Origin of the sequence: Cohnella pontilimi, assembly GCF_005049045.1 — a bacterium.
GTDB lineage: Bacteria > Bacillota > Bacilli > Paenibacillales > Paenibacillaceae > Cohnella > Cohnella pontilimi.
The window spans coordinates 33,534-58,782 of sequence record NZ_SUPK01000002.1; the positions used below are offsets into that span (position 1 = coordinate 33,534).

Consider the following 25,249-nt stretch of genomic DNA (forward strand, 5'->3'; position numbering starts at 1 on the left):
GCATTTAAAGTATGGTAATCGCCTTAATTCAGTGTGTCGGGCAAGTACCAACTGGTCGATCATACGGATTGAATCGGCCGGCCAGCATAGGCTGCGTGTACAAAGATCTGGTTCATAAATGAGAAGCTGCCAAGATGATGAGATCTCGGCAGCCTCTACTCGTTAAATTATAGTTTAAGAATCATAAGATCCTCATCAAAGTAATTTCCGTTGAATTTCAAAGCGTTAGGTTCCACGCCATATACCGTGAATCCTAAGGATTCGTACAGCTTCTGTGCGAAAACATTGTCTGACACGACCGCTAACTTGATTTGCTCCAAACCATCAATACTTCGCGCTTTTCGGATCAGCTCAACCATGAGAGATTTCCCTAGACCTTGCCCTGTCTTTTGCGGTGTAACATACATCCCGTAAACATTGCCTTTATGAGCATCTTTCAGACCGCTCTCTCGGACAAAAGCAACAATTCCGACCAGCGCACCCAAATCGTCAAAAGCCCCAAGCACGAACTTGTCGTCAGTCGGTTTTATTCGTTCAATTATCGTTTCCAGTGAAAATGCTGCTTCTCTCTCGTACGTCGATCCAAACGCTTCAGGATTGTTTCTTAAAGCACTTAATCGCAGTTCTCTATATAACCTGGCATCGGGCTCGTCCAACACTCGAATGTTCATGGGCATCACCTCCGAATATTAGTTCTGCACAATATATTTACTCAAAAATGCATTGCGGAACTTTCCTTGTGGATCATAGCGAAGGAGCAGTTCTCGAAACTCGGGTAATTTCTCGTAGAGCGACTGCAGTCTGTCCGGCTGCATCGTAAACAGCTTCCCCCAGTGCGGACGTGCATGGAAGGGCTCAAGCTGTTTTTCGATAAGGGGCAACACTTGTTGGACTGCCCCCCAATCCGCTTTCCACGTAAAGTGGATCGCAACCGACTCTCGCTTATATTGAGGACTCATCCATAGGTTGTCTTGCGCAATCGTGCGTACCTCAGAAATATAAAGATGGGGCCATATGTAATCGCGTATCCGGCCAATCGCACACAAAGCCTCATAAGCATCTTGACGCGCCACCAAATATTCGCTTTGCAGCTCGTCTCCGGCGCTTGGCATGAAGTTCATGCGAAAATGCGGAAGCCGTTCGTGCCATGGTCCAGGAATGCCCAACTGCTCCGAGCAATTGTCCGACGGATAACCGGGTACAGGATGCAGACGCTCGGTTGCTCGATTTGCGCCAAAGAAGTCAGGTTTCGCCTGAACGGATGCTGAATCGGTTATTTTTTTCTTCACCCAAACTTGATTGAACCTCTCCTCCTTCCAATCGGTGAACAGACTGACGCTGTAAGCGCTGGAGAAAATATCGTCCAACTGTTCTTTCAGCTGCACCAGCGGCAAGTTCTCATATACGGACTGACTCATTTGAAAAGCCGGTGAGACATTTAGCGTCATTTTCGTAACGATCCCCCAGCCTCCAAGTCCAACGACGGCTCCGTCGATGACCCCGTCTTGTTGTTCACGGGAGAATACCACCGTCTCCCCATCCGCTTGGACCACTTCCAGGGAATCAACCGCTGTAGCCAGGTTGCCGTTCAGATCGCCGGAACCGTGCGTTGCGGTGGAACATGCACCTGCCACGGTAATGTGGGGCAACGAGGCTAAATTGTGCAAGGCATAGCCGTTCTGGTGAAGATATTGGCACAGCTCGCCATATCGGATTCCGGCCTCGACCGTTACTTTGCGGCTCGTACGATCTAAGCTGATCACATGGTTAAGCTTCTGAAGCGAGAGATGGATTCCGACAGTATCGGCGATTCCGTTAAACGAATGACGCGTGCCCAGTACTTTTACTCGATTATTGCGGGCTACCAGCTCCTGTATTTGCTCCAAGGTTTCAGGAATGTGGAGTTCCGTGGAGCTATATGGGTAGTTGCCCGCCCAATTCCGATCATTTTCCACATCCACACACTCCTCTAAAATTTATTTTAGAATCCGTTCCCCTAGCCGCTCCCGCATCAGTTCGTTCGAAATTCCCAACGCTTCACCTCACGACATTAATAATATAACTCGCCGTATTGTCCTAGGTAAACACTGGAAATAAGCCGGCTCCGTCATTTGAGCCGGCTTATATATGCCATTTTCGGCGACTTCATATGTCAATTACGCAGCTGTTAAAGTTCCTTCAAAATCGTGACATTCAATTGTTTGCTCAGGTTGAGCTCATAGGCGGTGCCTGGCGGATTCCCATCCGGTTCCTGAACAATCCGGATAAACGGCCGGTGTGAGGACTCCTGATTGACCGCGGAGACGACGCCCACTTGTCCGGTATTTAACAACACGGTGGCAGCCACCGGATAGATCGCAATATGATTGCAAAAAACCTTGATTAAATCAATATCGAACCATTGATTTCCGCTGGCAAACAAAAACTCGACGGCTTCGCTAGCCGAATAAGCTTTTCTATACGTTCTAGGGGAAGTTAAGGCATTATAAACATCTGCGATGGCCACAATTTGCGCATATTCGTGAATCTCTTTGCCTTTGAGTCCCCTCGGATACCCGGACCCGTCGAATCTTTCATGATGCTGCAGCGCACAATGCGCGGACAACAGAGGAATGTCTGGCTGTTTACGCAGTATTTCAAAGCCTTCTTCTGTATGCTTTTGCATGAGGATCATCTGTTCCGGCGTTAAACGGGAAGGATTCTGCCAAAATTCGTCCGGTAAACCTGTCATCCCAATATCGTATAAAAGCGCTCCGATGCCCAATTCGGTCAATTGAGTCCGATTATAGCCTTTGGCGATGCCGACGATTCCCGCCAGAACCGCAACATTGACCGCATGTTGAAACAAATACTCATCCTTGACATTGATGGAAGTGAGATTGAACATTAAAGCTTTGTTTCGGGTTAAATCCAAGAGAATATCGCCGATAATTTGCCGGTATTCTTTCCCCAAATTCGGCAGGGATACTCTCCGCTGGATTAAAGGAGCAGCCTTCAGTTCGGCCATCGTTTTATAGACGGTTTGAACCGCCATTTTCCGGGTCTCGTCCTGAATAGAATCTTCCGGGATAATATCCGATGTTAATTGATCGTCAACATATACGTATTCAGTTCCGAGTCTCAGCAGCTTTTCAATATACCGTTCGTTCAATTTCATCCCGACTCCGAGCAGGAAGGAACCGTTAGCCGTCCAGATCGGTCTGCTCAATATATCGCCGGGTTTCACCGAGCGCATATGCATTTTTTTCAAAAAACTCACTCCCACGTGGGCAGAACGAATTAGGTATTCGGGGTCTTCCAAAGAAATCCAAGCGATGACATAGGTATTATCTTGTAATGTTAGCAACTCTACTGAATCAAGTAAATAGGATTTTATAGTAATATTTAGTCATAAAATGTCGAATAGACGGCGACTTGCTGTTCAGTAATCGGGCTGTATGAGATCAGTTGTGAAAAAAATTGAACATCCAGGAGGGAATCTCCTTTGATTCCGCGGTTCTTATCCCATTCGAAGTGTTTTTTTCGATAAAGCTCCGCCACAATATATTTTCGGGCGTTTCCGTCGTTACGAGCTTGATCCTCCGCTTCTCTTACAATACAACATAGAGAATAGATATCCGCCATGTGATCCGCAATCGACTTGAGTTTATACGTGATGTAATCCTTGGGCTGCTCAAGCAGATAGGCAATGTTCCCTTCCAAAATGCTCAATTCCTTGTTGATGTGATCCGCAAAGGGCTTCGATAACGGATGCGTGAAACCGCTGGTCAGAACCTGTACCTCACGAATAAAAACTTCGTGCCCCTTCTCTTTCTCCATCACGCGAAGCAAGTCTAAGGCTAGTATGTTGGAGGTTCCTTCCCATACCGTGGTGACCTGTGCATCCCGCAGCAGTCTAGGGGTGACGTAATCTTCAATATAGCCATTGCCGCCATGAATCTCTATGGCTGTATGAGCCGCTTCGACTGCCTCTTCCCCTGTCCGATATTTTAGAATTGGGGTCAAAACCCTGGACATTACCCGCTCTTCCGGGAGAGCCGTACCTCTCATGACTTTGTCAAAATACTCGATCAGATGGAATACAGCGCTCGCGCTTACTTCCACATCCGTCAGCAGCGAAATCAGCATTTCACGGACCATGGGATATTCGGTAAGACCGACACCAAAAGCCGTTCGGTTCTCGGCATAATAGATAGCTTCATGATAGGCCCTTCGCATAATGCCAATGGAAGCGACAGCGTTACAAATCCGGGATATATTCAGGGCATCGGCCATATATTTGAATCCGTTTTCAGCTTTTCCGATCAAATAGCCCTCCGCACCTTCCAAGATCACTTCTGCGGACGGAACGGCATTCACTCCCAATTTGTCTTTCAGCCTTCTGACGAAGATCCGGTTCCTTTCACCATCCGGTTTCATCCAAGGGACGAGGAACAATCCGAGTCCTTTCGTTCCCTGTTTCCGGTCATCCACGCGTGCCAGAACTGTTGCCACCATCGCCCCCGCGTTGCTCGCGAAAAATTTTTCGCCCGTCAAACGGTACACATTTTCTTCCGCTTCTACCTTTTCAGCTGTCGTCCGGTTAGCCCCTACATCAGATCCTCCCTGTCTCTCCGTCAACCAGGTAGCGCCTTCGTAGAGGGTTTCATACTGAAGGGATGTCAAACCGGTAAGATACGTTTTCTTCAGCCATTCATCTCCGAAGACATGGACTAAGTAAGCTGCTGACAGGGTAAGGGTAACAGGGCAATAAAAACCCGCTTCTGTTTGGCTCAACAAGTAACCCATGAAGTAGGAGTACATATAAGGAACCGTGGTTCCCAGTTCGCTGACGGGATGGTAGAGGTGACCGACGATTCCGGCTCCATATACTTCGGCCACCGTTTTTTTATAGCCTTCATTCGTTACAATCTCTGAGATATCTTCACCTAAGCGGTTATATTTACGGAGCTGTGGTTTTCCCTCCGCATCCGTAAAGGCAGCCCGCTCATCGATCGGCCCCGCAACCTGCGCGCCAAACCCCGATAATTGCTTCAACGCCCACTCCTGCATATGAGGCGGAAGGAACCGTTGTACGTGGTAGGCCAGATTGGGGTCGGCAGTAAAAAAGTTGTCTTGTCCCCGGTTTCTCGGATGCGGGATATTGTCCGAATACTTTCGTTCATTAATTTCATCCTGTATATTTCTCATCCTGTCCGCCCCTCCTTCGGTAAAATCAGGTTATGAAAAATGCGCCATAGCCATACTAGGAGCATTCCACTTTCAATCACCGGAGGAACGTCAGTATGGCACCCCCAAACAGTAAGCCCTTCCTGTGCGACAATTGCATTGAATGCTGTGCCAACGTTCCGGTAACCGCAAAAGAAATGCAAGCGATAGAGGGAGCAATACGCGCGATGCCGCAAGAACAAATCGACCGTCTGCAGGCGCAGAAGCGCAAAGATGGCGCCTGCCCGCTGGTTGATGTGGAGAACAAGCGATGCGCCGTGTATGAGGCACGACCTTGGATATGCCGCTTGTTTGGGTATATGGAACAAATGCAATGCCCCTACAATACGCATATCGAAATTTTGCCGTTTGCGGAGGGGCAGAAAAAATTTATGACCGAGCTTGGTGTGAGATCACCGGAAGATTTGCAGGCGGTCGGTGTGTTAGGACAGGACATAACGTGGGAAAGTCTCGTGCTTCGGTAACGCGATGAACCTGCGTCAACTTCCTGTACTCGAATACCTCCTTAACGCGCGATTCCAGACCAGCAAGGCAATTCCTAGCAGCAGCACGGCTACCACCGGAGACATCATGCCCAGCCAGCCCCAACTGCCCGCTTGTTCCGTTTTGCCGAGCAGCAGAAGTGACGGGTAATAGTTGATGAAAGCGACGGGAATGAGCCCGGTGACAACGACGCGGAACCAGGTGCCGAATATATCGATCGGATATTGCTGGGTCAATGCGTTCAGTCTCATCATTACGAAGAAGGCCGACATCGAGCGTGTCGTCCAGAAAGACAAACTTGAGATGATCCAGGCAATCGCGGTTTCAACTAACGTACCCGACAGCACGGACACAACCAGCCACGTGTACTCGTAAATTCCCCAATCCAGATGCAGATGCGAATACGCGAGTGTCAACCCGGTCGCCCCGACGATAACATCCCCGATGCCAATATACTGAATTTCTCTGCCCAAAAATTGAACCAACGTTCCGATCGGACGGAGAAGAAATTGATCGAACGTGCCTTGAACGATATGATCCTCCATCGTATTGAAATGCCAAAATAACAGGCTGTACAGACTATGGCTCATGACCCAAAAACTATATAGAAACACCATTTCCCACAGTCCCCAACCGTTCAAATGCACGAAGCGGTTCACAAGAATGCCGATCAGCGTGAGATTCACGGCGTTGAGAACAATGACGCTGATGATGCCCGTGACGAAATCCGCTCTATACTGAAGCCGGCTGCGCATCGAGATTCCGATCAGTTTGAGATATATCCGCAAAGTATCCAATGTTTACCCTCCCTGAACAACGAGCCGGGAATGGATTCTGCCCCAAGCCAGTCGGCCGAGCGGAATCAACACGCATATCCACACGAGCTGAAAGCCGATGGCTTGCCAAGCTTCACTGCCGCTCAGCCTGCCGATGTAGATGGACAACGGGATGTAAAAAATACTTTTAAAAGGAAGCACAGCGGCTAAAGCGCCGATGAAACCCGGAAATACCCAGAGCGGCACCATTTGACCGGCGAAAAATCGGACAATTCCGTTATATGCCCACGTAATGCTGCGGATATCGAGCGTGACGACGGCGAGCAATCCCAGCAAAAAATTCAGAGAAAACAGCACCATAAACCCCAACAAGAGGCTGATCACAAACAGTAAGCCTTGCGCCCAACCAGCCGGCAGCTGCAGATCTAGAAACAAATATCCGATGATCAAAGAAGGAAGCGCCAGCGTGCTGAAGCGGAACAGCGTTTCTCCAAAATGTCTGGCCAGCATATGTAAATGGAAATCGAGGGGCTTCATGAGATCGGTGTCGATCGCTCCGGAGCGGATTTGTTGCGCGATGTACATTTGAGGACCGCGTCCGGGGTGAAAAATGGTATCTAGCGCCATGCCGAGCACGCCGTAAGTGATCATTTGTTCGAGCGATATACCGAATGCTCCGGGCCTTTGATGATAAAGAATGGTCCAAATCCAAAACACGCTATACATCATCAGAAATACAGAAAAAAGCTGAAGCCAGAAATCGAACCGGTAAATGGCACTGCTGTGAAAAGACTGCCGCGTAAAGGACCAGAACAGCCGCATCCTCACATCACCTCGGTTCTGCGCCCTTGGCCTTGATAAATGCTCCGTACGAGCTGCTCGATTTCGGGCTCTTCCACGGTAAGGTCCACGATCGGATAACGGCCTCCGATTTGTGTAATCAGATCGGAAGGTGAAGCTTCCAACCGGTTAAACCGGAACCACTTCTTGCGGCCTTCCGATTTCACCAGCTCCGCACGGGGGACGGAGAAATCCGCCACCTCTTCTTCCAGCTCCACGACCAGCGTCCGGCTTCCGCCGTACGTGTCCCGGATTTGTTCCACACTTCCGTCGTAGATCACTTGGCCGTGATCAATAATCAGCATGCGGGAACAAAGCTTCTCAATATCCCACATGTCATGCGTCGTGAGGAGAACCGTAACCTTGAACTCCCGGTTGATTTCACGGATGAAGGTTCGAAGCTTTTCCTTGGCCACAATGTCTACCCCAATGGTGGGTTCGTCCAGAAATAAAATTTTCGGATCGTGCTGCAGCGCGGCCGCGAGATCAGCGCGCATCCGCTGCCCCAGGCTTAATTGGCGCACCGGTGTTTGACAGAACGTGTCCAGTTCGAGCAGATCGTTGAAAATCTCCAAATTGCGTTTGTACTGCCGATCCGAAACCTTGTAAATATCTTTGAGCAGCCGCAAGCTCTCAATGACCGGAACATCCCACCACAGCTGCGTTTTTTGGCCGAACACCGCTCCGATCTGCCTGGCATTCGCCTTGCGGTCTTTATAAGGAACGATGCCGTTCACTTCCAGATGTCCGCTGGTCGGAACCAGAATGCCTGACAGCATTTTGATTGAGGTAGACTTACCGGCGCCGTTCGGACCGATATAGCCGACAATTTCGCCTTCCCGCACTTCGAAGGAAATATCGTCTACGGCTCGTTTGATCGTGTACTCGGCACTGAACAAATTCCGAACGCCCGACAAAAAGCCCTCCTTGCGCTTCACTCGCTTGAATTCCTTCGTTAGGTGGCGAACGGAAATCAATTGCGCTCCCCCTCATAAGAACGAAGAAGTTCGGCAACTTTGTGATTTCCCCGTTCTTCCGCGACGGTTCGCGCCGTCTTGCCGCCTTCCGGCTTGGCGTTTACATTCGCTCCATACTTGATCAATAAATGAATAATCTCCGCATTATCCTCATGGAACGCTGCGGTATGTAGGCTGGTGTGTCCGTTCGTATCGAAAATGCTCGTGTCGGCATGATGCTGCAGCAACAATTGAATGACCTCGATATTGCGCTCGCCTGCGATTGCGGCATGAAGTGCTGTATTGGAAGGAATAAAGTCGAGTTTAGAATGTGAGACTGCGTTGACCTCAGCTCCATAATCTAATAGAACCTGAACAACATCCGGATGACCAAAATGAGCCGCATATCCCAGCAGTGTCAATCCCTGTTCGTTTTCTTGGTTTGCGAGTGCGGGGTTCGTGTGCAGGATATCTTTCAACCTCTGCGCATCTCCTGATTCTGCAAGCTTAAATACATCTCCTATCAGTTGGCTTAAGGTCATAAAGGCAGCCTCCCCTATTCTGTATAAGATAAATTCATTTTACTACAATTTGGATATTCAACAATGAAAAAAAGAGGACGCACCAACGTGCTCCTCTTTCCGCGTAATTCGTTATGTCATTCCACAATCTCGGCATACTCGCCTGTACTGACACCTGCAGCGTTGCCTTCATCGGTGTCGATATGCATGTCCAATGCATACTGGTCCGAGACGCGGGCGATCACATTTTCGAACATGACCCCGCGCTCACCCCCGACCCTCACTTTGAGGAGCTGCTTGTCCGAGATTCCCCATTTTCCCGCATCGGACGTATGAAAATGAATATGACGCGCTGCAACGATCATCCCCTGCTCCACTGTCACTTCACCTGCAGGGCCGACGATCCGGAAACCCGGTGTACCGGCAATATTGCCGGACTCCCGCACCGGCGGCTTCGCGCCCAGTGCAAACGCATCGGTACGCGACACTTCCAGCTGCGTCGCCCGCCGCACCGGTCCCAGAATGCGCACTTTCGGGAAAGAACCTTTCGGTCCGTGAACTTCCACCGTCTCGTTCGCGGCAAATTGTCCGGGCTGCGACAGCGGCCTGAATTCGGTCAGCTTGGCGCCTGCGCCGAACAAAATTTCAACATGCTCTTGCGTTAAATGAAGGTGTCTGGCCGATACGCCGACCGGCACTCGTTTGGTTTCGCCCATGTAACGCCACCGCCTTTTTTCTCCAGTATAGCGCAAGAGGCGTACGGGACAAAGCCCGTACGCCTCTCAAGTCATGTCGATTATTTGAATTCCGCCAGCAGCTTGTCGAAATCTTCGCGGCTGAGGTCCAGCTTCTGATTCGCAAGACCTTGTTCTTTAAACCCGACCGCCAAATCTTCATACGATTTACGGACTTTGTCCTGATAAATCAAGCCGGTAAGCATGCCGTGCGTTTCCATGATTTTGTTCATGGCCGCTACACGGTTCGACGGATCGTATTCCGGGAACTGCTCCAGGTTCACGATGTTTTCTTTGAACCAGTCGTACGTGTTCACTTTATTGAAGGTCACGCACGGGCTGAACACGTTGATGAGGGAGAAGCCTTTGTGCTTGATGCCTTCCTCGATCAGCGCCGTCAGCTGCTTCAAGTCACTCGAGAACGATTGCGCCACGAACGTCGCGCCTGCGGACAAGGCGATTTCAAGCGGCGAAAGCGTAGACTCGATCGAACCTTCCGGCGTCGACTTCGTTTTGAAGCCCTCCGCACTGCGCGGAGAAGTTTGACCTTTGGTCAGGCCGTAAATTTGGTTGTCCATGACGATGTAAGTCACGTCCAGGTTACGACGGATCGCATGCACGGTGTGTCCCATACCGATCGCAAAGCCATCGCCGTCACCGCCCGAAGCGATAACCGTGAGCTCGCGGTTGGCGAGCTTCACGCCTTGCGCGATCGGAAGCGCGCGGCCGTGGATACCGTGAAGGCCGTATGCATTGATATAGCCGGAGATCCGGCCCGAGCAGCCGATACCTGAAATAACTGCAAGCTGTTCCGGTTCAAGACCAACGTTCGCAGCAGCGCGTTGGATCGCCGCCTGTACGGAGAAGTCGCCGCAGCCCGGGCACCAGTTCGGCTTGATGTTGTTGCGAAATTCTTTGAATGTCGCCATTGTTAGTTCAGCTCCTTACAGGCTTTGTAGACTTCCGAAGGCAGGAACGGCGTTCCATCGTATTTCAGGAAGTTACGAATTTTATCATGGTAACCGACGTTTTGCTTGATCAAGTTAGCCAGCTGGCCGGTTGCGTTGTTCTCGAGAACCACTACCGTCTTCGCCGCTTTCAAATGCGGCTCGATCAATTCGCTCGGGAACGGATGCATTTGACGAACCGTGATATGGTTAATGGCAATTCCGTCTTTGCTCAGACGGGCGCGCGCTTCTTCGATCGTTCCGCCGGTGGAGCCCATCGCCACAATCAGCACTTCGGCCGAAGGATCCACGGCATTCACTTTCACGGCATCTTTCACGCGGATGCTGTCCATTTTCTGCATACGCTTATCCATCATTTTTTGCCGGTTAATCGAGCTCTCGGAAGGACGGCCTTCCTGGTCGTGCTCAACGCCGGTTACGTGGTGGATGCCGTTCTTCATGCCCGGCAGGACGCGCGGCGATACGCCGTCTTCCGTAAACTCGTAACGCTTGAACATGCGGTGTTCTTCCAACTGTGGCAGCTCTTCGGTCACGAGCTTGCCGCGGTTGATACGGACCGATTCGATATCAAGCGGTTCGCAAGACTGCTTGCCAAGCGACAACTGCAGGTCCGTCGCGATGATGACCGGCACTTGATATTCTTCCGCTACGTTAAAGCCTTCGACCATATCGTAGAAGCACTCTTCGATGGTGCTCGGCGCGACGACCACTTTCGGAATTTCGCCGTGCGTTCCGTAGATGAGCGCGTTAATATCCGATTGCTCTTGTTTCGTCGGCAAACCGGTCGAAGGTCCGCCGCGCTGCGTGTCGACGATCACGAGCGGAGTTTCGGTCATACCCGAAAGTCCGATCGCTTCCATCATCAGCGACAATCCCGGGCCTGCCGATGCGGTCATCGTGCGCACGCCGGCATAGTTTGCGCCGATCGCCATCGTAACGGCGGCGATTTCATCCTCGGTTTGTACGACCGTACCGCCGAATTTCGGCAGTTTTTTGATCAAATATTCCATAATCTCAGAGGCAGGGGTGATCGGATAGGCGGACATCAGCCGGCAGCCTGCCGCAATGGCGCCGAGGCCCATCGCTTCGTTGCCGATCATGAACAACTTCTGTGTGCCGTCGGCCGGTTCGAGCTTGAACTCTTCCAGCGGCCCGCCGGCTTGCTCCAGCACAAATTCCGCTCCGCGTTTGACCGCTTCGACGTTCTTCTCGACGATCGCGGGACCTTTGCGTCCGAATTCTTCTTCCACCGCTTTGTTGAACACTTCGAGCGGCAGCCCAAGCAATGCCCAAGACGCGCCGGATGCTACCATGTTCTTCATCAGGGAAGTGCCCAATTCTTCAGCGATCGCCGTAATCGGAACCGCGAACAGACGCGCTTGGATTCCTTCCGGAATCACAGGCGAGAACTTGGCGTCCGCTACCACGACGCCGCCGGGACGCAATTCGCCCGCGTTCAGGTCGATGGTTTCCTGGTCGAATGCGACCAAAATATCCAAATCGTCAGAAATCGCGCGGATCGGATTAGTGCTGATGCGGATTTTGTTGTTCGTGTGTCCGCCTTTAATCCGCGAGGAAAAATGACGGTACCCGTACAGGTAGTAGCCCAGACGGTTCAACGCCGTGGAGAAGATCCGGTCGGTACTTTCCACGCCTTCACCCTGCTGGCCGCCAATTTTCCATGACAGTTGACTGATCACAGTGCCCATCTCCTCTTAATCTCTTGGTTCGACAAATTTTACAAATTCCTGTTTTATAAAAAATTTTCATTTGACATATAAATATTATGATTCAATCTCTTAAATAGCAATACTTCCGGGGTAAAAGGAAAGATAGTTCTTTTCGATGGAATTGATGCCGTGGTGAGATAGATGTCAGACCGAAAGTTCAGTTTTGTAGATTTTTTACGAAAAACCGTTTGGCGTTCCCGCTCATAAATCCGCGAACCATGTTCTCCGGATATCGTTTCAGGAGGGCCTCCGTCAGCCTGGGATATTGGCCCGGGTGTTCGACACCTTGTGCATACCGCTCGGCACCGTCGAAATCCGACCCGAACGCGATATGCCGCTCACCGCCCAGTGCGCAAATATGGTCCACATGACGCAAAATATGTTGAATAGAAGCGGGTTCCGGATCGGTCAAAAACCAAGGGACGAAGGTCACCCCAATGATGCCGCCAACCGCAATTAATGCCCGGACCTGATCGTCGGTCAGATTACGGGAATGAGTCCTAAGGGCTCTGACATTGGAATGGGAAGCAAAAAACGGTCTGTTTGCCGTTTCCGCGACATCCCAAAATCCGTTGTCCGACAAATGCGACACATCGATCAGGATGCCGAGCCTCTCGCACTCCTGCACCAGCTGACGGCCGGCTTTCGTCAATCCGCCTCCCCGCGGCTCTCCGGCTCCGTCGCACGCCCAATTGGCATGGTTCCAGGTCGGACCGAGCAGCCGGACGCCCATCCGATGAAGCAGCCGCAGCATCCAAAAATGCCCCTGCAATCCATCCACGCCTTCGATCGATAATAGGGCTCCGATTTTCCCCATCTTCCCAGCAGCATCGACTTCCTGGGAACGAAGCACCGGCATCAGATCCGGATGCGCCAGCACGCCGCTGAAATAGAGTTCAACTGCCCGGAGCATGTTTTCCGGCGTTCTGGGAAGCGCTTGCGGAAGAAATAAAGCGAACACTTGAAGCGTAACGCCGCCTTGCCTCAACCTTTCAACCGTCACATCCAGCAGCCGATCGTCCGGATTGAGCAGGCTGAGTCCAGGGTGCTCCATCATTTTATAAATCACGTCACAATGAAGATCCGCCACATCCATCTTTATTCCCTCCTTTTGCCTGTCAAAACCACACAAAAAAACCTGTCCGGCGTTTGAGCCTCGGATAGGCAGCTTTCGCCGCAGTCCGAGGCGTTTCAATCGCTAACAGGTCAACAATGTACCTTGCATAATTGCTGTCGTTATCGGGGTTCTACGATCAGCTTGATCGCCGTCCGATCCTCCCCGTCTATCACAATATCCGTAAAAGCCGGGATGCAGATCAGATCCACCCCGCTTGGTGCCACAAACCCGCGTGCTATCGCGACGGCTTTGATCGCCTGATTCAAGGCGCCGGCTCCAATTGCCTGAAGTTCGGCACCTCCGCGTTCGCGAAGTACGCCGGCCAATGCGCCTGCAACCGAGTTTGGATTGGATTTTGCGGAAACCTTCAATACTTCAACCATGACCAGTACCTCCTCTTGGGACAACCGCCGTCATGAGCGCATGACTTCTCGGCTGCAACGGGAAACAAAGGATTGGCTCACTAACGGATACTTATTCGGTGAGGGGGGTGAAAATTCCTTCTTTCCCGGGAGGCGTAAGGCAATGAATTTGCAGAAATTTGAAGATTTGATTAAACTGCGATCCAAGAGTCCTCGTCAACCCGAATAAGTTGAACGCTGCGCGCTTTTCCGGTCGCATCGTCGATTTCCACAAACACGCCGCTCAGCACCCACTTGCCTTCCGCTACGGTGAACCGCGACGGCAAGCCTGTGGTAAATCTGCGAATCACACTTTCCTTTTCCATGCCCAGTACACCGTCCCGAGGGCCGGTCATGCCGGCGTCCGTCACATAAGCGGTTCCTTCCGGTAATATACGGTTATCGTTCGTTTGCACATGCGTATGCGTACCCACCACGAGGGACGCCCGGCCGTCCAAATACCAGCCCATGGCGATTTTTTCGCTTGTCGCTTCGGCGTGGAAATCCACCAAAATGTTTTTGGTTTGTTTGCGGAGCTCCGTCAGCAGCTCGTCCGCCGCACGAAACGGATCATCCGTCGGAGGAAGGAACGTACGGCCGATCAAGTTCACGACGCCGAGCTCCTTGCTTCCCACTTTAACGATCATGGCGCCATTGCCCGGTGTCCCCGGCGGCAAGTTGGCAGGACGAACGAGCCGCGGCTCATCGTCGATGAATTCGAAAATTTCCCGGTTGTCCCATGTGTGGTTCCCCATGGTGATGCCGTGCACGCCCCACTCGAACAGTTCACGGGTAATGGCGGCGTTAATGCCTCGTCCGCCTGCCGCGTTTTCGCCATTGGCGATCACGATGTCCGGCCGGTACTTTTCACGCAGCCAAGGCAACAGCCTTTTGACGGTTTCCCGTCCCAAGTTGCCTACGATATCCCCGATAAATACGACACGCATGTTGCAAAACCCCTTCCTCTAAAAGGAAAAGTGGCTGCTTATGCCGCAGCCACTTTTCAGCATTCCCGTAGATTTCCCAAATTATTTCGCGTATTCGACCGCGCGCGTTTCGCGAATTACCGTGACCTTGATGTGTCCCGGATAATCCAACTCGCTCTCGATCTTCTTCGTGATGTCGCGTGCCAGACGGAACGCTTCGGTGTCGTCCACTCTCTCGGGCTGGACCATTACGCGAACCTCGCGGCCCGCTTGAATGGCGTAAGACTTCTCGACGCCTTCGAACGATTCCGAGATGGCCTCCAGCTTCTCGAGCCGTTTGATGTACGTCTCGAGCGTCTCGCGGCGCGCACCCGGACGGGCGGCGCTCAGCGCGTCGGCTGCGCCGACGAGCATCGCGATGACGGAAGTCGCTTCCACATCTCCGTGGTGGGAGTGGATGCTGTTGATGACGACCGGGTGTTCCTTGTACTTCTTCGCCAATTCCACGCCGATCTCGACATGCGAGCCTTCCACTTCGTGGTCGAGCGCCTTGCCGATGTCGTGCAGCAAGCCGGCGCGTTTGGCGAGCGAAATGTCTTCTCCCAGCTCCGCAGCCATCAGCCCGGTCAAATACGCCACTTCCATCGAATGTTTCAGCACATTTTGGCCATAGCTCGTCCGGAACTTCAAACGACCCAAAATTTTGATCAGATCCGGATGCAAACCGTGTACGCCGACTTCGAAAGTTGCCTGTTCGCCGTACTCCCGAATCCTCTCGTCCACTTCCTTGCGGGATTTCTCCACCATCTCTTCGATGCGGGCCGGGTGAATCCTTCCGTCCGCCACCAGTTTCTCCAGAGAGGTCCTCGCAATTTCGCGCCGGATCGGATCGAAGCCCGACAGGATAACCGCCTCCGGCGTGTCGTCGATGATGAGGTCGATCCCCGTCAACGTCTCCAGTGCCCGGATGTTCCGGCCTTCACGGCCGATGATACGGCCTTTCATCTCCTCATTCGGCAGCGTGACGACCGATACGGTCGTTTCGGCCACGTGATCCGCGGCGCACCGCTGAATCGCCAGAGAGATGATGTCGCGCGCACGTTTGTCGGCTTCCTGTTTCGCTTCTTGCTCAATGTCCTTGATCAGTTGTGCGGTTTCGACCCGGACTTCTTGCTCGACCGTCGAAAGAATCAGCTGCTTCGCTTCCTCCGTCGACAGGTTGGAAATCCGTTCGAGTTCCGCCACCTGGCGTTTGTACAATTGTTCGATTTCTTCTTGGGTTTCTTCGACTCGTTTCTCCTTGTTGGCAACCTGCTCCTCTTTGCGTTCCAACGCTTCGAGCTTACGATCCAGCGACTCTTCTTTTTGGAGAAGCCGTCTTTCCTGGCGTTGAATTTCGTTTCTGCGTTCGCGAACATCGCGTTCCGCTTCGTTACGGAGCTTATGCACCTCGTCTTTGGCTTCCAGCACCGTTTCTTTCCGAATCGCTTCGGAATCTTTCTTGGCGCTTTCGACAATTCTGCGTGCTTCTTCATTGGCACTGGAAATTTTCGCTTCCGCAATGGACTTGCGAACGATATAACCGATCCCAAAGAATAGCGCGCCAACAACGAGAACGATCAAGACCCAATAGATGGTGTCCATGGTCTCACCTCCTCGTTGCATCACCAAGGCCAACGCCTGGGATACCTTATGAAATTGTTGCTTGCCGGTCTCCAAACCGTTTACTTTCTTGTTGGCAAAGCATAAAAAAAAGGGTCGAAATAAAGGGTTCCGAATCGCTTTTTGGAAGGAAAAAGGGTTCGGAATAGGAAGATGGATTACAGAATCATTTTAGCTTTAGCCAAAATGGATTGTCAAGCAAAGCGAACGAAGGGCGCAGCCGTTTTCGGTATCGTGCGGATTCGGTAAACGCCTCGGAGTTGTTTAGCCGAACTCGTTCGGGTCGGTCCCGTCCCATCCCGGATTGCCGTCGTCCATCCCCTCAAACTCAAGCGCTTCATCGAAATCCGGATCCCCAGATTGTGAGGCCCCAGTGGATGCGTGATCAAGCGCTTGTTTCACGATGCCGTTCGGGTAGCCTCGCCTTAACAGGAAAGCGGTCAGCTTGTGCTTTCGTTCCCGAAGTTCGCCTTTCAGCTGCGGCCATTTTTTTCGTGCCAGGGCAAATGCCGCTTCGCGTTCGGCATGTTCGTCCAACTCGCCCAGTGCGAGCTCGGCATCCGCTTTCGTAATGCCTCGCTGCAACAGCTCTTGCCGGATTAAGCGGCTGCCTTTACGCTGTCCGGTCACCCGCTGCTCGGCAAAACGCTTGGCGTAGGAAGAATCGTCCAGCATGCGGCGTTCACGCAGCCGCTCCAGACAGCTGTTAATTATATCCGGCGAATATCCTTTGCGCTTGAGCGCTTCCGACAGCTCCCGGCTCGTTCTCGCTTTTCTCTCCAAAATCGCGAGAGCCGACCGGTAGGCATCCTCGCGCTCTTCTTCGTGGCGGAGCGCCTCCCATTCTTCCGCCGAAATGCGGCGTCCTTTCAAAAGGCGCAGCGACACGAGCGTATCCTCATGAACGGTAATCACCGTCTCCGCGCTGCCGGCAGACGCGGCACCCGCCGCTCCGGCGATTAACGCGTCCACCTCCGCGTTCCAATCGCCGGGCACATCATCGGTGTTGCCGGAAGAGGATTCTGTCTGCACGATTTCGGTATCATCAAGGCTCTCCCCAAAAAGCCGAATGGCTACTCGATACATGGCAGGATGTTTCGGATGCGCTTCAACCGCCACCACTTCTGCCTCGGTTACGACCTTGATGAAATGGGAGCCGTCCGTCGGATTTGTCTGACGATCAGCAGACACTCGGCCAGCGCCCGCCTGGCGTTGGCCGCCCTTTTTCCCGGCCTCTGATTTGCGGTAGCCGCTGCGGCGTCCGCCCGCTCCGCTTCCGGTTAGATTGGCCACAGATGCCGTCCTCCTTTATAAGCAAAATAGCGGCAACAGCTGCCGCTATTCCTAAACCTTATTCGAAATCGGGTTCTTCCTCATCGTCGTCCGAGGAGAATGTCGCCGCTTTCGCGTTGGCTGCCGCAGTCAGCGACGCTTCACGAATCTGTTTCTCGATCTGCCCTGCCAACTCGGCATTATCCTTCAGGAATTGCTTCGCATTCTCGCGGCCTTGCCCCAGACGCTCGCCGTTATAGGAGAACCAGGCTCCGCTCTTTTGGACGATGTCGTGTTCGACTCCGATATCGACCAGGCTGCCTGCCTTCGAGATGCCTTCACCGTACATAATATCCACTTCCGCTTGCTTGAACGGGGGAGCGACCTTATTCTTCACAACCTTAATACGGGTGCGGTTGCCTACGACGTCATTGCCCTGCTTCAGCGATTCTATGCGGCGCACGTCCAGACGCACACTGGCGTAGAACTTCAGCGCACGTCCGCCCGGCGTCGTCTCCGGGTTGCCGAACATGACGCCGACCTTCTCGCGCAGCTGGTTGATGAAGATCGCGATGGCCTTCGACTTGCTGATCGCCCCGGAAAGCTTCCGCATCGCTTGAGACATGAGGCGCGCTTGAAGACCGACGAACGAATCGCCCATATCGCCTTCGATCTCGGCCTTCGGCACCAGCGCCGCGACGGAGTCGACGACGATGATGTCTACCGCGCCGCTTCGTACCAGCGCTTCAGCGATCTCGAGCGCCTGCTCCCCCGTATCCGGCTGGGACAAGAGCAGCTCATCGATATTGACGCCAAGCTTGCTGGCGTACAACGGATCGAGCGCATGCTCGGCGTCGATGAAGGCCGCTTGTCCGCCCGCACGCTGCACTTCGGCAATGGCGTGCAATGCGACAGTCGTCTTACCGGACGATTCCGGTCCGTATACTTCAATGATTCTTCCGCGCGGGAATCCGCCGATGCCAAGCGCAATATCCAATGCGATAGAGCCGCTGGACACGGTCTCTACCTGCAATTGCGCGTTCTCTCCAAGCTTCATGATGGAACCTTTGCCGAACTGCTTCTCAATCTGGCGCAATGCCATGTCTAATGCGGCGCGACGATCGGACAACACACCCACATCCTTATCCTCTTAATATATTCATCATAGCGGTTTTTCTAGCGTTTGCCAAGCATTTTGAGAACATTTGTTCGATTCTTCCGCAAAAAAGAACCGCAGCAAAGTATTCTTCGCTACGGTTCTTCCGCAACTTTCAACAAAAACTTTATCATATACCGGACGGGTTTGACAACCCTATACCAGGAAGTTTATTCTCGCAATTGTGACGAATTTCGTACATCAAAGTTACCATGCTCTCTCCACCATCCGCGCCCCATAGTCAATCTGACTGACTAACACAAATAAAAGACCTGCCCCCGGCAGGTCTTCCAAAATGAATTATTCCCGGCCCGTAAGCGCCAGCCACAGGCGATACAACGCGCGCTTGGAGGCTCGGATGCGGATGCCCTCCCGGTCGCCGGAGAGCTGCAGCTTCTCCACCGTCGTCGGACGGTCTCGTTCGGCGAGCCCGACATAGACGAGGCCGACCGGCTTGCCCTCCGACTGCGCGGGACCCGCAACGCCGGTCACGGCCACGCCGAAATCCGAATCGGCCGCCGACCGCACGCCTTCCGCCATCGCCGCGGCCGTCTCCCCGCTCACCGCACCGGGCGCGCCTTCACCCTCGAGCAGCTCGCGCGGAACGCCGAGCAGCCCCATTTTCACGCCGTTCGTATAACTCACGACGCCGCCCATAAAAACGTCTGCGCTGCCCGGCACACTCGTCACCATCTCCGCGACCATGCCGCCGGTACAGCTCTCGGCCAGCGAAAACGTCCGCCGCTGCTGCATCATCAGCCGCATCACCGCCGTCTCTAGCGAAATATCCTCTTCCGCGTATAAGAACCGGTCGGTCCGCCTGCGGATTTCCGTCAGCGTCCCCTCCATTTTCCGAGCCGCCTCTTCGATACTGTCGGCTTTGGTGGACACTCTTACCGCCACTTCGCCTTCCTTGGCGTAAGGAGCGATCGTGGGATCCGTCTGCTCACGGATCAAATCGATCAGCAAATCTTCCAGCGCCGACTCTCCGATCCCGGCGAATCTCAGCATCACCGAATGCAAAGACGCGGACTCACCCATCAATCCTTTAAGCCACTTCGTCGCGTCATTGTCGAACATCGGCTTCATCTCGCGCGGCGGCCCCGGCAGCAGCAAATAATGCGTGCCGTCCGCCGACAGCGCGTTGCCGACGGCCAATCCCGTCGTGTTGCGCAGCGGAACGGCGCCTTCCACCAGCATCGCCTGCCGGCGGTTGCTCTCGATGAATGCGCCGCGCCCCGCGAACATCTCCTCGATCTTCCGCAGCGTCGGCTCGTGAATCTCGATCCCTCGTCCTAAATATGCCGCCACCGCGTCACGCGTCAAATCGTCCAGCGTCGGTCCGAGACCGCCCGTGAACACGATCAGGTCCGCCCGGCTTCGCGCCAGTTCGATGGCGGACAAAAGCCGCTCCATATTGTCGCCCACTACAGTCTGGTAATAAACATCAATGCCCAATTCCGCCAAACCTTGCGACAGAAACTGGGCATTGGTGTTTACGATTTGACCGAGCAGGAGCTCCGTGCCCACGGACACGATTTCCGCTCTTACACTCATGCGTTCCGGCGCACCTCTTTCTTAGCCGGGTCCGACTTCGGACCGGAGTTCGGTGTGCCGGGAGTTCCCGGCGCCGGATCCGATACCGGAATCAAATTTTTATTTTTCACGAAATAGTCGACACCGGAGTAAACGGTAATCAGTACGGCCGCCCACACCGCGATCAAATCGATGCGCAGATCGATGAAGTTGAACGGGAAGTTGTTGATCAGCAGCACGATAATCATCGCAATCTGAATCGCCGTTTTCCATTTGCCCCAGTTGCTGGCGGCCAATACCGCTCCTTCCAGCAAAGCCACCTGTCGCAGGCCGGTGACGGCCCACTCGCGGCTGATGATGATGATGGCGACCCACGCGCCCAGCTTGCCCATCTCCACAAGCGAAATCAGAACGGCTGCCACCAGCAGCTTATCCGCCAGCGGATCGAGCAGTTTGCCGAGATTCGTCACGATTTTGCGTTTACGGGCAATGTAGCCGTCCAGCCCGTCGGTGCTCGCCGCGATAATGAACAGCAGCACCGCGACCACCTGGTTGTAGGAGATGGAGTACTCGCCGATCGTGAGCACGCCCAAATCCAATCGGACGAGCAGCACGAACGTAATGATCGGAACGATGAAAATACGCGCGAGGGTAATCCGGTTCGCCAAATTCATGCGATCGCCTCCCCCGTTAAATCATATTCGTACGCATGCGTGATGCGCACCCGGCGAATATCGCCGATTTCCGCGCGGCAGCCGGTAATGTAAACTTCCCCGTCCACTTCCGGCGCGTCAAACTGGCTTCTTCCAACGAACACGTCGCTCCGGCCGTCGTATCTTTCGACCAAAACATCCAGCGTACGCCCGACATATTTCGCCGCGTTCTCCTGCGATACCTGCCGCTGAACTTCCATCAGCATGGCGGCTCTCGCTTGTTTCACTTCATCCGCCAGCTGATCCGGCAGACGGCTGGCCGGCGTGTCTTCTTCCTGTGAATAGGTGAATACGCCCAACCGGTCGAATTTCATTTCACGAACGAAATCGCACAATTTCGCAAAATCCTCTTCCGTCTCGCCCGGAAACCCGACAATCATAGAAGTCCTCACCGCCACATCCGGTATGCTTGCGCGAATTTTGCCGATCAGCTCCCGGATGTCCCGCTGACGTCCTGGGCGCCGCATTCGCTTCAAAATCGCGTCCTCGCTGTGCTGCAACGGCATGTCGATATATTTGCAAATTTTCGGGTTGGATGCGATCGTCTCGATCAAATCGTCGGTGAAAAAGCCCGGATAAGCGTAATGCAGCCTCACCCACTCGATTCCGTCGACCTGCGACACCCGGTTCAGCAGCTCGGGCAGCTTGAACCCTTCATACAAATCGGTGCCGTAATTGGTGGAATCCTGCGCGATCAGGCTGATTTCCTTCACACCTTGTGCGGCGAGGCTTTCCGTTTCCGCGACGATCGATTCGACCGAACGGCTGCGGAATTTGCCGCGCATGATCGGAATGCTGCAGAACGTACACGCGTTGTCGCAGCCTTCCGCAATTTTCACATAGGCGGTATGCCGGGGCGTGGACAGCAGCCGCGGCAATTTCTCCTCATACGTAAAAACGGGGTTGCCGACATAAACAGGTTTACGTCCGTTCAACGCCTCGTCAATAATCTCGTTAATTTTGTGAAAATCACCGGTCCCGACAATGCCGTCGATTTCCGGCATTTCGTCCATCAATTCCTTCTTATATCTTTGAGTGAGGCAGCCGGATACGATCAAAGCTTTCAAACGGGCCGTATCTTTCAGTTCCGCTAAATTCAAAATGGTGTTCACCGATTCTTCCTTGGCGGCATCGATGAACCCGCATGTATTGACGATCACGACTGTCGCATCTTCCGGTTTCTCGACGAGAGTGTAGCCTCTTTGATGAACAAGGCCGGACATAATCTCGGAGTCGACCAAATTTTTCTCGCAGCCGAGCGTAACGACGCTAACCTTCTCAGGCATCGGTGACTTCCCCCAAACGTTCGTCCGTTCTAGTCTCCAACAGTATAATCCAACCCTAAACGAGTGTCAAAAGACGCGGGGGCGCGTCGACAAAGCCGGAAATCCCCATGACGAACGTATGGTAAAAATTCGTCATCATCCCGCCTGTTCCCTTACCGGTAATTCGAAAATTGCAGCTCCAGCGGCAACTCCGCTCCCCGAAGCAGCGACATCGCATCCTGCAGATCGTCTTTACTTTTGCCCGTTACACGGATTTGATCTCCCTGAATCTGACTCTTGATTTTCAGCTTAGAATCGCGGATCAGCGTATTGATCTTTTTCGCATTATCCTGGTCAATTCCCTGTTTGAGTTTGATTGTCTGGCGCACCGTTCCTCCTGAGGCAGGTTCGATTTTGCCGTAGTCGAGGTTGCGGATCGGAACTCCGCGTTTCATCAGCTTCGATTGCAGAATGTCGATGACGCTTTTCAGTTTATAGTCGTCGTCCGACTGCGCCACAATCGCCTCGTCTTCCAATTTGAGATCGCTTTTGCTGCCCTTGAAATCGAAGCGCGTCTCAATTTCCTTAAGCGCTTGCTGAACCGCGTTGTTCACCTCTTGCATATCGACCTTGGATACGATGTCAAAAGAATATTCCGACGCCACGCTACCGACTTCCTTTCTTTATTCCGCTTTTTTCCTTATTATAACACGGCCGGCAAACAGCCAAAAACCTGCAGTCTGGCCGGATTCCTGCGGGCACAACAAAGGCCCTCCGAAGAGGGCCGGCTGTTCTTGCATTTATCTTACCGTTATTGCGCGGCAGCCGCCGGCGTAAACAGAAATCTCGCAGCTCCCGCTTTATCGCCGTCATCCACCAATGTTCCGTCCACCATGACCTTCGCGTTGTCCGCACGGCCAACCGAGATATACAGCGGCCCTGTCATATCGAACGATATGGTGGAAGGTACATCCGCCGTTTGATAACTTTTGCTGTACAGCTGCTTGCCTTTCGGCCCTTTCTCGTAGACACCGACCCAGCAGGTGCCGGTAACTTCCAGCTGCACCTGATGCGGGCCGGCGGGACCCACATCATAGTAGGAGACGCCTCCCCGGGTACGGCTTAGCGTCAGCGTCACCGCAGACGGGCTTGGCGACACGGAAGCGCTCGGGGACGGACTTGCCGCGGATCCACTCGGAGACGCCGGCGGAGCGGAAGGCGATGCGGAATTCGGCGGCACCGCCGTTTCGTTCGTAATTTTGTTCGGATCGAGTTCTTTCGGGCCTTTGCTTGCATTGTTGTTCGATAAATACACATAAAGGACGGCTACAATCAAGATCGGAAACAGCCACATGAGCAGCGTAGCCGATACTTTGCCCCAGCGATCGCTGTGCTGTCCGCTGCTTCGCCGGCTCGACTTGAGCATCGGTTCTACCGGCGGCGGAGCATCCGTTGATGTCTTGGGAAGTTCTTTCTGATACAGCCGCAGCACTTCTTCCGCGTCAAGACCGACCGTTTCCGCGTAAGTTTTGACGAAGGCGCGGACATAAAAAGAGCCTGGAAGCACGCTGTAATCGCCGGTTTCGATCGCTTCCAGATACCGTTTGCGAATTTTCGTGGCCTCTTGAACGTCGTCCAGCGTATAGCCTTTCTGTTCACGCGCTTTGCGAAGCAGGGCTCCCAAATCGGACATGCCTGTCACCTCCGGAGATTTCTCGGTGTTAACCTTATGTAGGTCAGAATTCATCGTTAAAGCCCGCCGTTGTGAAATTTTCGTAGCTGATTTCCTCGTCGGGGTTATTGCGAAGCTCGACGATGCAGTCGAACAAGTCGTAATCGTACTGGGATTCTCTCATAAAAATGTCCGGGTGCTCGATGACCTTCGTCGAAGGCATGGACATGATGTCCTGGAGCAGATTATAATGCTTTTCATTCGAACGAATGGTACTGACAATGCCGTCTATGATAAACACGTTGTTGGGGTTCATCTCTTCTTCGGAAAGCTGGCTTCTCACCGTTTGGCGCAGCAGCGTGGAAGATACGAACGTCCATCGTTTGTTGGCGCATACACTCCCCGCGATGATGGATTCCGTTTTGCCGACGCGCGGCATTCCCCGCAGCCCGATCGTCTGGTTGCCTTCCCTTTTGAACAGCTCTCCGAGAAAGTCGACCAGCAGTCCCAGCTCGTCCCGGGTGAACCGGAACGTTTTGCGGTCGTCCGAATCCCTTTCGATGTAACGTCCGTGCCTTACAGCCAAAATATCAGTCAGCCGCGTCGGACGAAGCTTGCTGACGGTAATGTTTTCGACTTTGGTCAGCATTTTGCCGAGCAGCTCGATTTTTTCCTCGTCGTCCGTCTGCAGCAGCATGCCTCTGGCCCGGTCTTCCACCCCGTTGATCGTTAAAATGTTAACGCCGAGCATCCCGAGCAAAGACGCGATATCTCCCAGCAAACCTGGACGGTTTTTGTGAATTTTATATTCCATATACCATTGTTTAGGTTCCATGACACACCTCATCCGAGGAACACAAAAAATCCGTTGTTCCGCTATCTCTTTTATTCTACAACGCTCCCTATTTTCCTGCAAAATAAAACAAATCGATTCAGCCAAAAGTCCCATTTTACAATTAGCAAAATTTAGAAAGCCTCCCGGAGGAGGCTTTCGCGGAATCCCAAGTGTCTCGTGACCCGCCTGGCGGATGTTTACGAGTTCTGTTCGGCCAATTTGATCATGAGATGAGCCATCGTTTTGCGCTCCGCCTCGTCCCCCGCATCCCAAAGCTCCTTGAGCACACGCTGCTCTTCGTTTTTGGGATCCACGCGCTGGTCGAGGTATTCTCCGATTTCGTAAGCCAGCTTCGTCATGGCTTGCTCATCCATGCCCAATCTTTTGGCCGCCGCGACACGGTCGCCCAAAAACTTTTTCCAATTCTCGAAATTGTTCAGAACGGTCGACATTGAGA

The 25,249-nt window shown here is 53.1% G+C and carries 25 protein-coding genes; 1 reads left to right on the forward strand and 24 read right to left on the reverse strand.

From position 1 onward, the window contains the following. Positions 1–167: 167 nt before the first annotated feature. The 4 genes from E5161_RS04170 to E5161_RS04185 form a co-directional block, all read right to left on the reverse strand. Positions 168–671, reverse strand: coding sequence for a GNAT family N-acetyltransferase (locus tag E5161_RS04170; RefSeq protein ID WP_136776465.1), 504 nt, complete (start codon positions 669–671; stop codon positions 168–170). An 18-nt stretch (positions 672–689) separates the two neighbouring features. Next, positions 690–1,955: an FAD-binding protein gene (locus tag E5161_RS04175; RefSeq protein ID WP_136776466.1), complete on the reverse strand. Its 1,266-nt coding sequence runs from the start codon at positions 1,953–1,955 to the stop codon at positions 690–692. 212 nt (positions 1,956–2,167) lie between these two features. Next, a complete protein-coding gene (locus E5161_RS04180; RefSeq protein ID WP_136776467.1) occupies positions 2,168–3,250 on the reverse strand; it encodes an HD-GYP domain-containing protein in 1,083 nt (360 codons plus the stop codon). A 134-nt stretch (positions 3,251–3,384) separates the two neighbouring features. Then, positions 3,385–5,190, reverse strand: a complete 1,806-nt coding sequence (locus E5161_RS04185) for an acyl-CoA dehydrogenase family protein (protein WP_136776468.1) — start codon at positions 5,188–5,190, stop codon at positions 3,385–3,387. A 95-nt stretch (positions 5,191–5,285) separates the two neighbouring features. Between E5161_RS04185 and E5161_RS04190 the strand changes: the two genes are divergently transcribed. Further along, positions 5,286–5,693: a YkgJ family cysteine cluster protein gene (locus E5161_RS04190; protein ID WP_136776469.1), complete on the forward strand. Its 408-nt coding sequence runs from the start codon at positions 5,286–5,288 to the stop codon at positions 5,691–5,693. A gap of 15 nt (positions 5,694–5,708) precedes the next feature. Here the strand turns inward: E5161_RS04190 and E5161_RS04195 are convergent, their stop codons facing one another. From E5161_RS04195 to E5161_RS04290, 20 genes are all read right to left on the reverse strand, one after another. Next, a complete protein-coding gene (locus E5161_RS04195) occupies positions 5,709–6,509 on the reverse strand; it encodes an ABC transporter permease (protein ID WP_136776470.1) in 801 nt (266 codons plus the stop codon). 3 nt (positions 6,510–6,512) lie between these two features. Then, the gene (locus E5161_RS04200; RefSeq protein ID WP_136776471.1) at positions 6,513–7,310 is read right to left on the reverse strand and encodes an ABC transporter permease; all 798 of its coding nucleotides are present in this window, start codon (positions 7,308–7,310) and stop codon (positions 6,513–6,515) included. Positions 7,311–7,312: 2 nt separating this feature from the next. Further along, the gene (locus E5161_RS04205) at positions 7,313–8,305 is read right to left on the reverse strand and encodes an ABC transporter ATP-binding protein (protein ID WP_136776472.1); all 993 of its coding nucleotides are present in this window, start codon (positions 8,303–8,305) and stop codon (positions 7,313–7,315) included. Then, complete coding sequence (locus E5161_RS04210) at positions 8,302–8,826, reverse strand: ankyrin repeat domain-containing protein (protein WP_136776473.1); 525 nt, start codon at positions 8,824–8,826, stop codon at positions 8,302–8,304. Before E5161_RS04210 ends, E5161_RS04205 begins: the two co-directional genes overlap by 4 nt. Before the next feature lie 116 nt (positions 8,827–8,942). Further along, the gene (gene pduL / locus E5161_RS04215) at positions 8,943–9,521 is read right to left on the reverse strand and encodes a phosphate propanoyltransferase (RefSeq protein WP_136776474.1); all 579 of its coding nucleotides are present in this window, start codon (positions 9,519–9,521) and stop codon (positions 8,943–8,945) included. Positions 9,522–9,601: 80 nt separating this feature from the next. Next, positions 9,602–10,468, reverse strand: coding sequence for a 2-oxoacid:ferredoxin oxidoreductase subunit beta (locus tag E5161_RS04220; protein WP_136776475.1), 867 nt, complete (start codon positions 10,466–10,468; stop codon positions 9,602–9,604). A gap of 2 nt (positions 10,469–10,470) precedes the next feature. After that, on the reverse strand, positions 10,471–12,207 hold the full coding sequence (locus tag E5161_RS04225; protein ID WP_136776476.1) for a 2-oxoacid:acceptor oxidoreductase subunit alpha: 1,737 nt from the start codon (positions 12,205–12,207) through the stop codon (positions 10,471–10,473). Positions 12,208–12,394: 187 nt separating this feature from the next. Further along, the gene (locus tag E5161_RS04230; RefSeq protein ID WP_136776477.1) at positions 12,395–13,333 is read right to left on the reverse strand and encodes a dipeptidase; all 939 of its coding nucleotides are present in this window, start codon (positions 13,331–13,333) and stop codon (positions 12,395–12,397) included. A gap of 140 nt (positions 13,334–13,473) precedes the next feature. After that, complete coding sequence (locus E5161_RS04235) at positions 13,474–13,737, reverse strand: stage V sporulation protein S (protein ID WP_136776478.1); 264 nt, start codon at positions 13,735–13,737, stop codon at positions 13,474–13,476. A 170-nt stretch (positions 13,738–13,907) separates the two neighbouring features. After that, complete coding sequence (locus E5161_RS04240) at positions 13,908–14,702, reverse strand: TIGR00282 family metallophosphoesterase (protein WP_136776479.1); 795 nt, start codon at positions 14,700–14,702, stop codon at positions 13,908–13,910. A gap of 81 nt (positions 14,703–14,783) precedes the next feature. After that, positions 14,784–16,325: a ribonuclease Y gene (gene rny / locus E5161_RS04245; RefSeq protein WP_136776480.1), complete on the reverse strand. Its 1,542-nt coding sequence runs from the start codon at positions 16,323–16,325 to the stop codon at positions 14,784–14,786. 282 nt (positions 16,326–16,607) lie between these two features. Continuing rightward, positions 16,608–17,636 carry a regulatory protein RecX gene (locus tag E5161_RS04250; RefSeq protein WP_136776481.1) on the reverse strand — a complete coding sequence of 343 codons (1,029 nt, stop codon included), beginning with the start codon at positions 17,634–17,636 and terminating at the stop codon, positions 16,608–16,610. A gap of 58 nt (positions 17,637–17,694) precedes the next feature. Next, the gene (gene recA / locus E5161_RS04255) at positions 17,695–18,744 is read right to left on the reverse strand and encodes a recombinase RecA (RefSeq protein ID WP_136776482.1); all 1,050 of its coding nucleotides are present in this window, start codon (positions 18,742–18,744) and stop codon (positions 17,695–17,697) included. A 327-nt stretch (positions 18,745–19,071) separates the two neighbouring features. Further along, a complete protein-coding gene (locus E5161_RS04260; RefSeq protein WP_136776483.1) occupies positions 19,072–20,328 on the reverse strand; it encodes a competence/damage-inducible protein A in 1,257 nt (418 codons plus the stop codon). After that, positions 20,325–20,981 carry a CDP-diacylglycerol--glycerol-3-phosphate 3-phosphatidyltransferase gene (gene pgsA / locus E5161_RS04265; RefSeq protein ID WP_136776484.1) on the reverse strand — a complete coding sequence of 219 codons (657 nt, stop codon included), beginning with the start codon at positions 20,979–20,981 and terminating at the stop codon, positions 20,325–20,327. The genes E5161_RS04260 and pgsA overlap by 4 nt, the downstream gene beginning before the upstream one ends. Further along, entirely contained in the window at positions 20,978–22,306 is a 1,329-nt protein-coding gene (gene rimO, locus E5161_RS04270) for a 30S ribosomal protein S12 methylthiotransferase RimO (protein ID WP_136776485.1), read from the reverse strand. The genes pgsA and rimO overlap by 4 nt, the downstream gene beginning before the upstream one ends. A 152-nt stretch (positions 22,307–22,458) precedes the next feature. Continuing rightward, positions 22,459–22,950 (reverse strand): YajQ family cyclic di-GMP-binding protein, encoded by a 492-nt coding sequence (locus tag E5161_RS04275; protein WP_136776486.1) that lies wholly within the window; start codon positions 22,948–22,950, stop codon positions 22,459–22,461. A gap of 146 nt (positions 22,951–23,096) precedes the next feature. After that, a complete protein-coding gene (locus E5161_RS04280; RefSeq protein ID WP_136776487.1) occupies positions 23,097–23,978 on the reverse strand; it encodes a helix-turn-helix domain-containing protein in 882 nt (293 codons plus the stop codon). A 43-nt stretch (positions 23,979–24,021) separates the two neighbouring features. Further along, the gene (locus E5161_RS04285; protein WP_136776488.1) at positions 24,022–24,792 is read right to left on the reverse strand and encodes a DUF3388 domain-containing protein; all 771 of its coding nucleotides are present in this window, start codon (positions 24,790–24,792) and stop codon (positions 24,022–24,024) included. A gap of 197 nt (positions 24,793–24,989) precedes the next feature. Beyond that, a complete protein-coding gene (locus E5161_RS04290) occupies positions 24,990–25,244 on the reverse strand; it encodes a DUF3243 domain-containing protein (protein WP_136776489.1) in 255 nt (84 codons plus the stop codon). Positions 25,245–25,249 lie beyond the last annotated feature (5 nt).

Bases quoted from the DNA above. Each gene is read 5' to 3' on its own strand.
- E5161_RS04190 (WP_136776469.1), top strand. From the start codon at position 5,286: ATGGCACCCCCAAACAGTAAGCCCTTCCTGTGCGACAATTGCATTGAA.
- E5161_RS04220 (WP_136776475.1), bottom strand. From the start codon at position 10,468: ATGGCGACATTCAAAGAATTTCGCAACAACATCAAGCCGAACTGGTGC.
- pduL (WP_136776474.1), bottom strand. From the start codon at position 9,521: ATGGGCGAAACCAAACGAGTGCCGGTCGGCGTATCGGCCAGACACCTT.
- E5161_RS04210 (WP_136776473.1), bottom strand. From the start codon at position 8,826: ATGACCTTAAGCCAACTGATAGGAGATGTATTTAAGCTTGCAGAATCA.
- rny (WP_136776480.1), bottom strand. From the start codon at position 16,325: ATGGACACCATCTATTGGGTCTTGATCGTTCTCGTTGTTGGCGCGCTA.
- E5161_RS04260 (WP_136776483.1), bottom strand. From the start codon at position 20,328: ATGAGTGTAAGAGCGGAAATCGTGTCCGTGGGCACGGAGCTCCTGCTC.
- E5161_RS04280 (WP_136776487.1), bottom strand. From the start codon at position 23,978: ATGTCCGATTTGGGAGCCCTGCTTCGCAAAGCGCGTGAACAGAAAGGC.
- E5161_RS04230 (WP_136776477.1), bottom strand. From the start codon at position 13,333: ATGGATGTGGCGGATCTTCATTGTGACGTGATTTATAAAATGATGGAG.
- pgsA (WP_136776484.1), bottom strand. From the start codon at position 20,981: ATGAATTTGGCGAACCGGATTACCCTCGCGCGTATTTTCATCGTTCCG.
- E5161_RS04170 (WP_136776465.1), bottom strand. From the start codon at position 671: ATGAACATTCGAGTGTTGGACGAGCCCGATGCCAGGTTATATAGAGAA.
- E5161_RS04285 (WP_136776488.1), bottom strand. From the start codon at position 24,792: ATGGAACCTAAACAATGGTATATGGAATATAAAATTCACAAAAACCGT.
- rimO (WP_136776485.1), bottom strand. From the start codon at position 22,306: ATGCCTGAGAAGGTTAGCGTCGTTACGCTCGGCTGCGAGAAAAATTTG.
- E5161_RS04240 (WP_136776479.1), bottom strand. From the start codon at position 14,702: ATGCGTGTCGTATTTATCGGGGATATCGTAGGCAACTTGGGACGGGAA.
- E5161_RS04185 (WP_136776468.1), bottom strand. From the start codon at position 5,190: ATGAGAAATATACAGGATGAAATTAATGAACGAAAGTATTCGGACAAT.
- E5161_RS04290 (WP_136776489.1), bottom strand. From the start codon at position 25,244: ATGTCGACCGTTCTGAACAATTTCGAGAATTGGAAAAAGTTTTTGGGC.
- E5161_RS04235 (WP_136776478.1), bottom strand. From the start codon at position 13,737: ATGGTTGAAGTATTGAAGGTTTCCGCAAAATCCAATCCAAACTCGGTT.
- E5161_RS04200 (WP_136776471.1), bottom strand. From the start codon at position 7,310: ATGCGGCTGTTCTGGTCCTTTACGCGGCAGTCTTTTCACAGCAGTGCC.